The 12606-nt window shown below is 61.1% G+C and carries 13 protein-coding genes; 5 read left to right on the top strand and 8 right to left on the bottom strand.

What is annotated here, in order from left to right; all coding sequences use genetic code 11:
- The first annotated feature begins 2 nt into the window (after positions 1–2).
- The 5 genes from K5554_RS10865 (at position 3) to K5554_RS10845 (ending at position 4533) form a co-directional block, all read left to right on the top strand.
- A complete protein-coding gene (locus K5554_RS10865) occupies positions 3–704 on the top strand; it encodes a response regulator transcription factor (RefSeq protein ID WP_221038482.1) in 702 nt (233 codons plus the stop codon).
- A complete protein-coding gene (gene pnpS / locus K5554_RS10860) occupies positions 695–2116 on the top strand; it encodes a two-component system histidine kinase PnpS (protein WP_221038481.1) in 1422 nt (473 codons plus the stop codon). Before K5554_RS10865 ends, pnpS begins: the two co-directional genes overlap by 10 nt.
- Before the next feature lie 81 nt (positions 2117–2197).
- The gene (gene pstB / locus K5554_RS10855; RefSeq protein ID WP_221038480.1) at positions 2198–2956 is read left to right on the top strand and encodes a phosphate ABC transporter ATP-binding protein PstB; all 759 of its coding nucleotides are present in this window, start codon (positions 2198–2200) and stop codon (positions 2954–2956) included.
- A gap of 75 nt (positions 2957–3031) precedes the next feature.
- Positions 3032–3631, top strand: coding sequence for a phosphate signaling complex protein PhoU (gene phoU, locus K5554_RS10850; RefSeq protein WP_370636984.1), 600 nt, complete (start codon positions 3032–3034; stop codon positions 3629–3631).
- Positions 3632–3717: 86 nt separating this feature from the next.
- A complete protein-coding gene (locus K5554_RS10845) occupies positions 3718–4533 on the top strand; it encodes an HAD-IIB family hydrolase (protein ID WP_221038478.1) in 816 nt (271 codons plus the stop codon).
- A gap of 329 nt (positions 4534–4862) precedes the next feature.
- Here K5554_RS10845 and K5554_RS10840 read toward each other — a convergent pair whose 3' ends face one another.
- The 8 genes from K5554_RS10840 to K5554_RS10805 form a co-directional block, all read right to left on the bottom strand.
- Positions 4863–5399, bottom strand: coding sequence for a helix-turn-helix domain-containing protein (locus K5554_RS10840; RefSeq protein WP_221038477.1), 537 nt, complete (start codon positions 5397–5399; stop codon positions 4863–4865).
- Between the two features lie 78 nt (positions 5400–5477).
- Positions 5478–7175 (bottom strand): AarF/ABC1/UbiB kinase family protein, encoded by a 1698-nt coding sequence (locus K5554_RS10835; RefSeq protein WP_255565385.1) that lies wholly within the window; start codon positions 7173–7175, stop codon positions 5478–5480.
- A 160-nt stretch (positions 7176–7335) separates the two neighbouring features.
- Positions 7336–8073, bottom strand: a complete 738-nt coding sequence (locus K5554_RS10830; protein WP_221038476.1) for a hypothetical protein — start codon at positions 8071–8073, stop codon at positions 7336–7338.
- Positions 8074–8155: 82 nt separating this feature from the next.
- Positions 8156–8488 carry a phasin family protein gene (locus K5554_RS10825; protein ID WP_221038475.1) on the bottom strand — a complete coding sequence of 111 codons (333 nt, stop codon included), beginning with the start codon at positions 8486–8488 and terminating at the stop codon, positions 8156–8158.
- Positions 8489–8528: 40 nt separating this feature from the next.
- Positions 8529–9455, bottom strand: a complete 927-nt coding sequence (locus K5554_RS10820; protein WP_221038474.1) for a patatin-like phospholipase family protein — start codon at positions 9453–9455, stop codon at positions 8529–8531.
- Between the two features lie 24 nt (positions 9456–9479).
- Entirely contained in the window at positions 9480–10100 is a 621-nt protein-coding gene (locus tag K5554_RS10815) for a 1-acyl-sn-glycerol-3-phosphate acyltransferase (RefSeq protein WP_221038473.1), read from the bottom strand.
- A 32-nt stretch (positions 10101–10132) separates the two neighbouring features.
- A complete protein-coding gene (locus K5554_RS10810) occupies positions 10133–11512 on the bottom strand; it encodes a radical SAM protein (RefSeq protein WP_221038472.1) in 1380 nt (459 codons plus the stop codon).
- Positions 11513–11519: 7 nt separating this feature from the next.
- Entirely contained in the window at positions 11520–12563 is a 1044-nt protein-coding gene (locus K5554_RS10805; RefSeq protein ID WP_255565384.1) for a beta-ketoacyl-ACP synthase III, read from the bottom strand.
- Positions 12564–12606: the final 43 nt, after the last annotated feature.

Genomic DNA, 12606 nt, shown 5'->3' with positions numbered 1-12606 from the left:
GCATGGCCGAAAAGATACTGGTAGTGGACGACGAGGAGAATATTCTCGAGCTGGTGCGCTATAACCTGGAAAAAGAAGGTTACGAGGTACACCTGGCCCGGGACGGCGCCGAGGCACTCCAGGTGGCGCAGCGGGAAAAGCCGGATCTTATCATCCTTGACCTGATGCTCCCGGCGGTGGACGGGCTGGAGGTGTGCCGGACGCTGCGGCAGAAGAGCAACGTGCCCATCCTGATGCTTACCGCCAAGCGGGAGGAAACGGACCGCGTCATCGGCCTGGAGCTGGGCGCCGACGACTACCTGACCAAGCCCTTCAGTCTGCGCGAACTCATGGCACGCGTGCGCGCCGTTCTGAGGCGGACCCACGGTTATGAAGAACTGGCCCGCTCCCAGGTGATCACGGTGGGCGGCCTCACCATCGACCCGGAACGCCACGAGGTACTGGTCGGCGGCCGCACGGCCGAGCTGACGCTCAAGGAGTTCGAACTCCTTTCCTTCCTGGCGCGCCACCCAGGCCGGGTGTTCACCCGGGAAGAGCTCCTGGAACGCCTCTGGGACTATGAGTTCTTTGGCGACACCCGCACGGTGGACGTGCATATCCGCCACCTGCGTGAGAAGATTGAAACCAATCCCAGCAGCCCGGTCTATATCAAGACGGTGCGCGGCGTGGGCTACAAGTTTGAGGAACCGGAACAATGCGGCTGAGCCTGCGCTGGAAGCTGACGCTGAGCTACCTGCTCGTCAGCGCGGCTCTGCTGCTCGTTTTGGCCGGCTTTCTAGCGCATGCCTGGAGCGTGCTCGGTCCGGTCCTCCCGGCCGTGGAGCCGGGCGTCTGGCGCCGGCTGGAGCTGATGCTGCTTTCGGCGGCGGGCCTGGCAGTGCTGATCGCTTTTTTTCTAGGGGTGAAGCTGGCGGGAGACATCAGCAATCCCCTGGAAGAGGTGACGCGCGCCGCCCGGCGGTTGGCGCAGGGCGACTTCAGCGTCCGCCTGCGGGTGCGCAGCCAGGATGAGATCGGCCAGCTGGCGGCCGCCTTCGGCTACATGAGTGAGACGCTTAAGGCCAGACTGGAGGAAATCAACGCGGCGAAAAGCCGCCTGGAAGCGGTACTGCATTACACGGTCAGCGGGCTGATGTTGCTCGACACCCGCTGCCGGGTGGTGATGATGAACCCTGCGGCGGAGAAACTCTTCGGCCTGGCGCCGGGGGCGGCGGTAGGCCGCCACAACATCGAGGTAGTGCGCGACTACCACCTGAGTACCGCCATCAATGAAGCCATGCGCAACCACCAGGTGGTTAGCCGCGAGGTAACCTTCCTCTATCCGGAGGAACGGACCGTCCGCGCCTACGTGGCCCCGGTGTGGGAAGATAAAGAAGTAACGGGCCTTATTGTGGTGTTCCACGACATCACCGAACTCAGGCGACTGGAGCGCATGCGCACAGAGTTTGTGGCCAGCGTCTCCCACGAGCTCCGGACGCCGCTCACCGCCATCCGCGGCTTCAGCGAAACCCTGCTCGATGGTGCGCTCGCGGATAAAGCCGCCGCGGAGCACTTCCTGCGCATCATCGACGACGAGGCCCGGCGCTTAACCGCACTCATCGATGACCTTCTCGATCTTTCACGCCTGGAGCTGAAGCGGGCCAACCTGAAGCTGGAGAATTTTGCCCTGCTGCCCCTCGTCGAGAGCATCGCCGCCAGCCTGAAGCCGCGCCTGGATAAGGCCGCTCTAACGCTGAGCGTAGAAATCAAGGACCCGGAGCTGGCGGTGCAGGCCGACCGGGACCGGATTCGCCAGGTACTACTCAACCTGATCGACAACAGCATCAAATACACCCCGGCCGGCGGGCGCATCAGCATCAGTGCAGCGGCGCTTGATGGTACGGTGCGCGTGGCCGTGGCGGACACCGGGCGCGGTATCCCGTCGGAGGACCTGGAACGCATCTTCGAGCGCTTTTACCGGGTGGACAAAGCCCGCTCACGTTCGGAAGGCGGGACGGGCCTGGGCCTGGCCATCGTCAAGCACATCATCGAGCTGCACGGCGGCAAGGTGGAGGCGCAGAGCGAACTCGGCAAAGGGACGACCATCGCCTTTACCATACCCGCCGGCAAGGTTTAACATTACCTTAATACAAACTTAAAGCCAGGCTAAACCTGAACTGTTACACTGAAAGAAGACAGCGGATTTGAGGTGAGCCGCTTGGAACAAGTGAAAATCAAGACCGAGCACCTGAACCTGTTCTACGGCAAGTTCCACGCCCTGAAGGACATCAGCCTGGACATCCGAGGCAATACGGTAACCGCCCTTATCGGGCCCTCTGGGTGCGGCAAGTCCACATTCTTGCGTTCGCTCAACCGGATGAATGACATCATTGAAGGTGTCCGCATCGAGGGACAGGTGCTTTTTGACGGGACAAACATCTATAACCCGGATACCGACGTGGTGGCCCTGCGCAAGCGGATCGGGATGGTTTTCCAGCGGCCCAATCCCTTTCCAATGAGCGTTTACGACAACATTGCCTATGGGCCGCGCATCCACGGCGAACGCAATCGGGCGCGGCTGGATGAGATTGTGGAACGAAGCCTTACCCAGGCTGCCCTCTGGGACGAAGTGAAGGACAGACTGCATTCCTCGGCGCTGGGTCTTTCGGGCGGCCAGCAGCAACGACTCTGCCTGGCCCGGGTACTGGCGGTAGATCCCGAAGTGGTGCTGATGGATGAACCTTGCTCTGCCCTGGACCCCATCTCCACTACAAAAATCGAAGAGCTCATCGATGAACTGAAAAACAAGTATACCATCATTATTGTTACGCATAACATGCAACAAGCGGCCCGGGTGTCGGCCTGGACGGCGCTCTTTCTGAGCGGTGAGGTCATCGAGTACGACAGCACCAGCAAGGTTTTCACCAATCCGCGCGACAAACGAACCGAGGACTATATAACCGGCCGTTTCGGGTAAAGGAGGTTGAGGCAGGTGACGGGCAGAAAGTCTTTTCACCTGGAACTGGAGGAACTGCAGCAAGATCTCTTGCGTATGGGTTCGCTGGTGGAAAAAGCCATCGCCGAGGCGGTGCGCTCCCTGGCCGAGCGTGACCTGGAGTTGGCCGAAAAGGTGGTGGCGGGCGACGACCTGATTGATACCATGGAGCTCGATATCGAAAACCGTTGCCTGCGCCTGCTGGCCCTGCAGCAGCCGATGGCGAGCGACCTGAGGGTGATCGGTACCGCGCTGAAGATTGTAACCGACCTGGAGCGGATGGCCGACCATGCCAGCGATATCGCCAAGGTGACGATCCGCCTGCAGGGGCAACCCTTGATCAAACCACTGGTGGATGTTCCGCGCATGGCCGCCATTGCCCGGGAGATGACGCGCCAGAGCCTGGATGCCTTTGTGCAGCGCGACGTGAACATGGCCCTGGCCATGATTGAGTCCGACCACGAGGTGGACCACCTGTATTCGCAGATCTTCCGCGAGCTCCTCACCTACATGATGGAGGATCCGCGGACCATTCAGCAGGCCACCTACCTGCTTTTCGTCGGTATGTACTTGGAACGCATCGCTGACCACGCCACCAACCTGGGTGAGTGGATCATCTACATGGTGACAGGCGAAAAGAAAGAACTGAACCGCTAGCCCCGGACCGCGATCGCCGGCGTAAGTTGTACGTCTTGCATACGGTGCCGACGCAGGTAAGCCTTAAGGCGGAGAGGAGTGGCGGCGTGGCGATTAAGCTGCTGGTGCTGGACGTGGACGGGACCTTAACCGATGCGGAAGGGCGCATCGGCGCGGCCAACAAAAGCGCTGTGCGCGCAGCGCTCGCCGCCGGGGTGGAGGTGGCGCTCGCCACGGGCCGTCCCCGGCAGGGGGTGGAGGCGATCTGTGCGGAGCTGGGCATCCGCGGACCGCTGATGCTGGTGAATGGCGCCCTGGTACTGGCTGACGAAGAGGTCTGGCTGGAAGACTACCTGGCCCCGGCCGACGTAGAGGCTGTGCTGGCCTATGGGCAGGCGGCGGGCGGGCTCGTTCTCTCCACCTTTCAGCCCGAGGTGGTTAACCTGTGGGTACCTCCCACCCTGGACCGCGGCTGGGTTCTGGAGCGGTTTCATTCCTACTCCCTAACGCGGCTCGCCCTGGCCGCCCGGGTGGAAGACCTGCCGCGCGAACAAGCCGCCAAGGCCATGTTCATGGCGGCAGAACCCGCCACCATCGCCCGTACCCTGGCCGGCTGGCCGGCAAAGCTGGATCACCTGACCTGCGCCCGCTCCTATCCTTACCTGTGTGAAATCAACAGCAAGAGCGCCGACAAAGGGCGTGCCCTGCGAGTGGTGTGCGAACGGTTGGGGCTTGCCCCGGCAGAGGTTCTGGCGGTGGGTGACGGCGAGATCGACCTCCCCATGCTGGAGCTGGCCGGGCAGGGGGTGTTTGTGGCGCGTTCGGCTTTGCGGCCCTCCCTGCCGCCCCACGTGGTTGTCACGCCCCCCGGCTGCGAGGATGCCGGCGTGGCCTGGGCGGTGGAACGGTTCATCGCCGGCTAAAAGCCGGCGCGTCTTTTCTTTTGGGCGGGTGTCTTTGGCCCCGCCCGGACAAATCATGGGCAAACATAAGGCCCTGCCTGCCGAGCAGCCGGGCAGAGCCCAGCGGGACCTATGCCGGCCGGGGTCAGGCAACTCCGGTCTTGTTTAGTTTGGGGCGCAGCGGTAGTTGAGAGCGGCACCCCTCGCGAGCACTTCCAGGATGGCGCGGACAAAATCATCCCCGGTCTGTCTTTTAGAGCAGGGTGGCGTCGTAGCCGCGTCGAGCGAGCTCCTGAAAAAGGTGAGGAACGGCTGGCAGGGCACCCGTACCCTGCCTTCTGGGCACTGGTTCAGAAAGAAGGCGGCGTCATGGCCCACACCGAGACGGATTCTTCGTTTCCTGGGTTGAGGTAGCGGTGGGGAATGTTGCTGGCGAAATAGATGCTGTCGCCCTCGGTCAGCTCGAACTTTTTGTCGCCCCAGCGGACGATGAGCCGCCCTTGGAGCACCAGCCCGCACTCCTCGCCGGTATGGCTGAGCTGCTCCTGGCTGCTGCACTGTCCCGGTGCCAGCCGCACCAGCAGGAACTCGATCTGACGGTTCATGTCCGGGGAAAGCATCTCGTAGACCAGGTTGGATTGGGGGAGGGCGATCTTGCGGCGCTCGTTCTTGCGCACCACCACCCCGCTGCCGGCCTCATCGAAGAAGTAACCGATGGGCACCTCCAGCGCGCGGGCGATGCGGTAAAGCGATTCCACCGAGAGGCCCACCAGGTCGCGCTCGATCTGGCTGATAGCGCCCGTCGAAAGCTCCGTGAGCTGGGAAAGTTGTTCAATGCTGAGCCCGCGTTTCTGGCGCAGGGCCCGGATTTTGCCGCCGATCTCCATATGCTTTGTCCTCCTAACTCTTTCCCCTGAGTCTGCTTTTGCTGTTCATTATAGCACGCGCCGGCGGGCCTGGGAACTTCAAATCCGGCCCGAGCGGAAGATGGCCCAGATGAGCCAGCCTACCATGATGCCGGCGGTAAGGAAACCGAGCTCCAGGATGGGCAGGCGCCAGAGGAGGGAGCGGGCGCCGGCAGCGGGGCCGATGATGGCGGAGCCGAGGATGAGGCTGGCCATGATGATGCTGAAGGCGAGAAGGACCATGCTAAAAGAGAGGCGGTTGCTGATCCGGTCGAGGCGCCGAAGGGACGCCTCGAGCTCCGGCAGTTCCCAGCTCAGCTTAAGTTCCCCACCCGTGGCCTGTTCCAGCAGGTTCTTGAGGAGCCGCGGCAGGTCTTCGGCGAGCGTGATGTACTCGCCCAACCGCTCGCCGGCGCTCGCGAGCAGGTGGCGCGGTGCCAGGCGCTCCCTGAGGTAGTTGCGCGCAATGGGCTCCATGATTTGCAGCAGGCTCAGCTTGGGGTTGAGTCCCGTGATTACGCCCTCCAGGGTGAGGAGCGTTTTGGCGAGCAGGGTGAAGTCGGCCGGCAGGCGCAAATGGTGGCGAAAGGCGACGTCCATGAGCTCGCGGATGGCCTGCCCGAGGTGAATGCGTGCCAGGGGCAGGCCATAGTATTTGTCCAGCAAAAGCTCGATGTCCCGGCGCAGCTCGCTTTCTTGCAGCGGGACGGTGGCGGCGCCCAGCTCTTTGAGCCCCTGAACCAGAACATCGGTCTGATGGCGGTGAACGGCCAGGATCAGGCGCAAAAAGGTTTCTTTTCGCTCCCGGGAGAGGTAGCCCACCAGGCCGAAATCGAGAAAGCCGATGACTTCCCCCGGCAAGACGACGATGTTGCCCGGGTGGGGGTCGGCGTGAAAGTACCCAGCCTCAAGAATCTGTTTCAGCATGGCCCGCGTAAGCTTCTCGGCCAGCCGCGGCAGGGAATAGCCGGCTGCCTGCAGCGCGGCATGCTCTTCCAGCTTGATGCCGGCCAGGTACTCCTGCGTGAGCAGCCGGGTGGTGGTGAACTCCCAGTGGATGCTGGGAATATGTACATCCGGATCATCGCGGAAGGCGGCGGCCAGCCGTTCAGCGTGCCGCGCCTCAGCGGTGTAGTCCAATTCTTCGTTGAGCGAACGGCTGAATTCTTCCACCATGTCGCTGAAGCTGTAAATGCGCCCCCAGGGTGTGCGCCGGTCGGCCAGCCGGGCCAGATCGGCCAGAACCAGAAGGTCCGTGCGGATAATGCGCGCCACGCCCGGGCGCTGTACCTTGACCACCACCCGGCGGCCGTCCGGCAGGGCGGCCCGGTGGACCTGGCCCAAGGAGGCCGAGCCCACCGGTTCCGGGTCGAAGGAGGCAAACACCTCGTCCAGCTCCTGCCCCAGTTCCGCGGCCACCACCTGCCGTACATCGGCAAACGGGAAGGGCGGGACGCGGTCCTGCAGCTTGGCCAGTTCGCTCACCATGTCCGGCGGCAGCAGGTCCGGGCGCGTGCTCAGGAGTTGGCCCAGCTTGACGAACGTAGGTCCGAGGTCCTCCAGGGCGCGGCGCAGCCGCACCCCCCGGGAGGGCGCTTCTTCTTCCGCCACTTTTCGGGCCCGGTCAAAGGGGGAGAGGAGCTCCTTAAGGTCCAGCTGGTCGACGAGGTAGCCGAACCCGTAGCGAAAGAGTACCTGGACGATCTCCCTGAGACGGCCCAGCCGTGAGTAAGCGGTAAAGAAAGACGTGCCGTTCACCTACTTTCCCGGGGCATTTGCAAAGAGGGGACTTTTGCCCCCTCTTTCCATCCGGCTTTCCCTCTACCTGGCGAAACCACGTAGCGCGCGGTTATCAGGCACCATACGTCAACGCAGCGTATAGTTGCCGGTTTGTTGTGGCCGGTGATCTGGCGGCGTGTTAGGCCGTAGGACTGGACTTCATCGATGCAGAACGGGAATCCAGCACCCTGGAGAGAGCGTCCAACAGGAACTGCCGCAGGCGTTCAACATCCTCAGCGCCGAGGCGGCTCATGGCTGCCTGCAGCTGTCTGACATACTGGGCCAGCTGTGTGGCAAGAGGAAACTGGGCGGCCGTTCTAAGTACGCTACCGATCACTACGCCGGCAAACACGCTAAACCCTTCATCTGCTGCTTCGGTCTGGTGCAGGAGCTCCTTCAGAAAAGCAATGCTTTTGTGACTGAGGCTTCTCAGGTAGATCACCAGCAGGCTCAAAATATAGGCGCTGACGAAAAAAGGGTATTCAAGACCACTGTTGTTACCGAAGTTGTTGAGCAATTCTTCAGCGATGGCCTTAGTGTTCCCCATGGTACAGAGGCGCAGCAACCGAGAACGCACCTGCTCCCAGGTTGCACCGGGGCAACCATTCTTCCCCTCATTACTTTCTACCAGTCCCAGTGCCTGAGCGGTGGGCCGGAAAAACACCATGGAGCGGCCGGGGAATCGCGCTTCGGGATTGACGGCGTACTCGGTGGCGAGAAAACCTTCCTTCTCCAATTTGCGCAGCATCTCGTATGCCGACCACTTGGTAACGCCCAAGAGTTCGGCAATGCCGGCATAGTGGACAGGCAAACCGGATTTCCGGTAAAGGGTAACCACCTTTTCCAAGCACTCTTTACGCCGGCGGGTCAGCTCCATGTCCAGGCCTCCTGATAAGAACGCTCAACATCATTATCCCCGGCCGCATGCCATTAGTCAAGCCGTTTCGCATCGAGGTTGCCTAGTCACGCGCCTGGTTTTGGCCGCCTAGCGCCCCCTTCTTTTCTTCGCGTTCCAGCAAACGGTCCAGCTTTTCTTCCAAGCGAAGGAGATCATCCCGGGAGGGGAGACTGAGTTCCTTCAACGCCCGCGTTACTTCTTGGCGAATGGTTTGTTGTACTTCCTCCCGCGCTTTCTTACCTCGTTCCACCAGGCCGCTTACCAAATCCTTGGCTTCCTCTTGCTTCACTTCGCCCTTTTTTACCAGTTCGTCCACTAGTTTCTCCGCTGTCTCCCGGGTGATGGCAATGACTCCCCAGCTCAAGGCCAGGCTTTTAGCAATCAGTTCCTTCATAATCTTCCCGCTCCTTTCGAACTTAGTTTGAGGCTTCCTGTTAAGAACTCCAGCCTTTCTCAAGAACAGAAGTGATTTCCCGGGCCACCTGCCGCCCGATTGCTTCACCGGCGTCAATGCACTCCTTGGCCCGGTGAAATTCATACCACCTTACGTGGTCCACCGCCGGTCGTATCCGCCAGTAACGGCCGGGCAAAGCCACCAGCGCAGGAGTGGCAGGGTAATGAGCGCAGAGTTCCAGCGAACGGCTGACAATGCTGACGCATTGGGGCAACGTCGGCTTAAAGAAACGCCAGGCAGCGGAAAGGCCCACCCCCTGAGGTACTCGCCTGGTCCGCACGGTCTTTAACCACCTCCACGTCTGGACCAGGACATCGCTGTGATCCACTGACGAACAGACATCAACAGCCAGCACCACGGTGGCTCCCGCTTCCAGGGGGGCTGCTACTGGGACGGGCGTTGCTATTGAGCCATCCACCAGGAGGCGTTGGCCCACCTTCACCGGGCAAAAGATTCCCGGAACAGCCATGCTGGCCCGCACGGCCGGGGCGACGGGACCAGAATTGAGATGTACCGGCTTGCCGGTAGCAATATCGGTAGCAACGATTGTAAGCGGTACATCCAACTGGTCAAAGGTCTTCCCTTTGGTCAGCGTGTTAAAGTACTCTTCCAGCCGGTTGCCGGCCAGCACACCCTGGCGGGGTAGCGTAAGGTCGGCTAAAGAGAATAACCGCCTCCAGTGCATCTCCAGGGCCATCTCCACTAACTCTTCGATGGGGCGGCCCGCAGCGTATGCTGCCCCCACCACTGCTCCCATGCTGGTCCCGGCGATAACGGCGACAGGGATGTTTGACTGATGTAGGGCTTTGAGTACACCCAGGTGGGCATAGCCCCTCGCTCCGCCGCCCCCCAGGGCCAGGCCAATTGCCGGTAGTGTGCCAGCTGGTTGGTGATTCTTGTTTTGCATGGGTAACCTCCGCTGTGAGCTGAGTCAGTGTGTGCTGACCGACACGGTGTACAGCATTTGCTCCATGTCCCTGTGCAGTGCTGTGTTCAGAGATGCCAAGGTGTCTGCCCGCGGCCGCTCACTTTTCTCCACCCACTGCGCTGTGGCGATGCTGAGCCCGATTTTGCTGCGGCGCGGCAGGGTTGCCCCTTTGGGCAGGACGTTCTGCGTTCCCGTGATGATTACTGGCAGCACCGGTGCACCGCTCTTGGCGGCTAAATATGCCCAGCCGGCTTGAAAGGCCCCCAGCTTGCCTGGCGGTGAAACCCTGCCTTCGGGAAAGAGAGCCAGAGTTCCTCCTTGCTGCAAAACGCGCAGGGCCACCCGCATGGCGGAGAGCTCGCCGTTTTCCTTCTGGACGGGAATGGCGCCCACGGCCCGCAAGAAGGTTCCGACGAGTGGTAATTTGAACAAGTAGGCGGCTGATAAGAACGTAAGCCGGCGCGGCCAGAAAGCGGCCAAAAGGAAGCCGTCCAGAAGGCTGGTATGGTTGGCCACGACAATGACTGGGCCCGTCCGGGGGATATTCCCCAGGCCGGTGATTAGGGGTGGCCCCAATAGCCAGAGCAGAGACCTGGCTACTAACCTGCTAAACGCATAGGCCATCCGCTTGCTTTCTCCCTTCACAATTCATGGGGCTAGCGTCCGGTTGCTCGGCCTTGGGCGGTCTCAGCTCTCTCAGCTCGGAGCTTAGTCACCTCCTCAGCCCAGGCGCGCGAGCGTTCGTCGAGGAAAGATCCAATTGCGCCCTCAAGCACGGTTTCTGCGCCAGGGTGCGTCGGTTGGGCCCCGCTTTCGCGCACGATGGTGCGGAGAGCCGTCGGTACGTCGATGATGGGGCAGGGACGCAGGTGGTCTTTCGAAAACGGCTGCCGCTTTTGGAATGCCTCAAAAAGCGGTGACTGGAGAATCTCGGCCAGGGGTTTGTCATAAATGTTGTCGGTGGCAAAGTGGACGAAGGCACATGGTTCTACCGTTCCGTTAGGCGTAACGTGGAGGTAGCGGCGCCCACCGGCGATGCAACCCTGGGTATACTCACCGTCATTCCAGAAGTCCGCCAGGAGCAAGGGCCAGTGAGTACGGATGTAGGGAACGCGCCGGGCCAGGAAGGCGCGCTGCTCAGGGGTGAGCATAAGATTCGGGTCCGGGCTTCTACCGATAGGGATGTAATGGAACAGCCACCCGTAGCGTGCGCCTTTTTCCGTAAGGAAGTCCAGGAAAGCGTCGGAGGCAATGGTGGCGACATTCGCACGTGTGGCCGTGAGTGAAATCCCGAACACGGCGCCGCGCGCCCGCAGCCGGTCCATCGCCGCCGTGATACGCTGAAACACTCCCTCCCCCCGGCGGTCGTCGGTTTCCTTTTCCCAGCCTTCCAAGCTGATGGCCGGAGAAATGTTGCCGACTTCGATGATTTTATCGGCTACCCTGTCATCAATCAAGGTGCCGTTGGTGTAGAGCATGAAGGCCATGTCGTTATGTTTTGCCGCCAGATCGAACAACCGCGGGTAAAGGAACGGTTCGCCGCCCGACATGACGATCCAGTAAATACCCAGCTCCTTGGCCTCGCTTAAGAGCTGGTCCAGGCGCTCATAGCTTAAGGCGTCGTGGTGGGGATACTCACCGGCCCAGCAGCCCTTGCAGCGGAGGTTGCAGGCGCTGGTGGGATCGATGAGCAGAAAGTGGGGGATGTTGTAGCCCAGCTTCTCGGAGAGCTGGCGCTGGCGGGGAATGCCTAGTAGAGCCGAATTGACCGCCCAGTTGTAAATGAGATGGTCGAGAATATTCCGGTGCGAATTGCGTAGCACGTCTTCGGCCAGAGTGCGGACGGCGGGGTAGGTCTTAATGTTATGCTCGATCGCTGCGATGGCCTGGCGGTGCTCTTCGCGCTGCGCGATAAGCTTCCCCACGGCGAGGATCCTGGTAAGATTCCCTACCGGGTCCTTGGACAAATAGGTTAAACCTTCACGCAGCAGGGCCTCACTCACATAGCGCTTGGCGAAACTGAGGTTAACCGGCATACCGTCATTACCTCCTGATAGTAGAATTGTTGTTGAACGACGGTGCGTTATCGGCTCCATTCTCACCTCCCCCTGTTTGTCCGCATACCAACGGCTGGTAGGTCAAAAGGCAGGTGGCCCAGGTTAAGCCGGCGCCGAAGCCGACGAGGGCGACACGGCTGCCCGGGCCAAGCAGCCCTTTCTGGGCGGCTTCGGCCAGGGCGATTGGAATGGAAGCGGCGGAGGTGTTGCCATAGTGCGCGATGTTGCTGAAAAAGCGTTCGGGCGGAAGATTGAGCCGCTGGGCCACCGCTTCGATGATACGCTGGTTGGCCTGGTGCAGGACAAAAAGGTCTATCTCTTGCAGGCGAAGTCCAGACTGAGCTGCTAGGTGCTCCAGTTCTTCCGTTACTGCGCGCACCCCGAATTTGAAGATCTCACGACCTTTCATTTGCAGGTAGCTACCACGGGGAGCAAAGAGGAGATCTTTTCCCGAGCCGTCGGCCCCCAGGTGGCAGTACCAGTCGTCGCGCCTTAAGGGCACTGGACTTAGCACCGCGGCGCCGGCCCCGTCGCCGAACAGGATGGCCGTCTGGCGGTCGCTCCAGTTCACCAACCGCGAGAATGTTTCGGCCCCAATTACCAGGGCGTAGTGGACTTGACCACTTCTGATCCATTGACCGGCCACGGCACAGGCGTAAGCAAAGCCGGAGCACGCTGCCGCCAGGTCAAAAGCGAAGGCCCGGCTCGCCCCCAGGGCGGCCTGCACCTGGCAAGCAGTGGAAACAAGAGCATCGTCGGGTGTAGAAGTGGCTACGATAATGGCATCCAATTGTTCTGCTGTAAGCTGGCTCGCGTTTAACGCAACTGAGGCGGCCTTGGCGGCCAGCGTGGCGGTTTTGTCTTCGGCCGATGCCAGGTGCCGTCTTTCTATCCCGGTACGCTGGCGGATCCAGTCATCGGTGGTGGCAAGAGTCGCCTCAAGGTCTTTGTTGGTTACCGTTCGTGCGGGTACAGCGAGGCCGACGGAGGTGATAGCAGGAACTATGTATGCGTGAAGTGAACCCGTCAACGCCCTCATCCTTCCCTAAACGCTTCCCTAACCCAATAAATAA

The sequence above is a fragment of the Gelria sp. Kuro-4 genome (assembly GCF_019668485.1).
Lineage (GTDB): Bacteria > Bacillota > DTU030 > DUMP01 > DUMP01 > DUMP01.
This window is presented reverse-complemented; position numbering and strand designations above follow the sequence as displayed.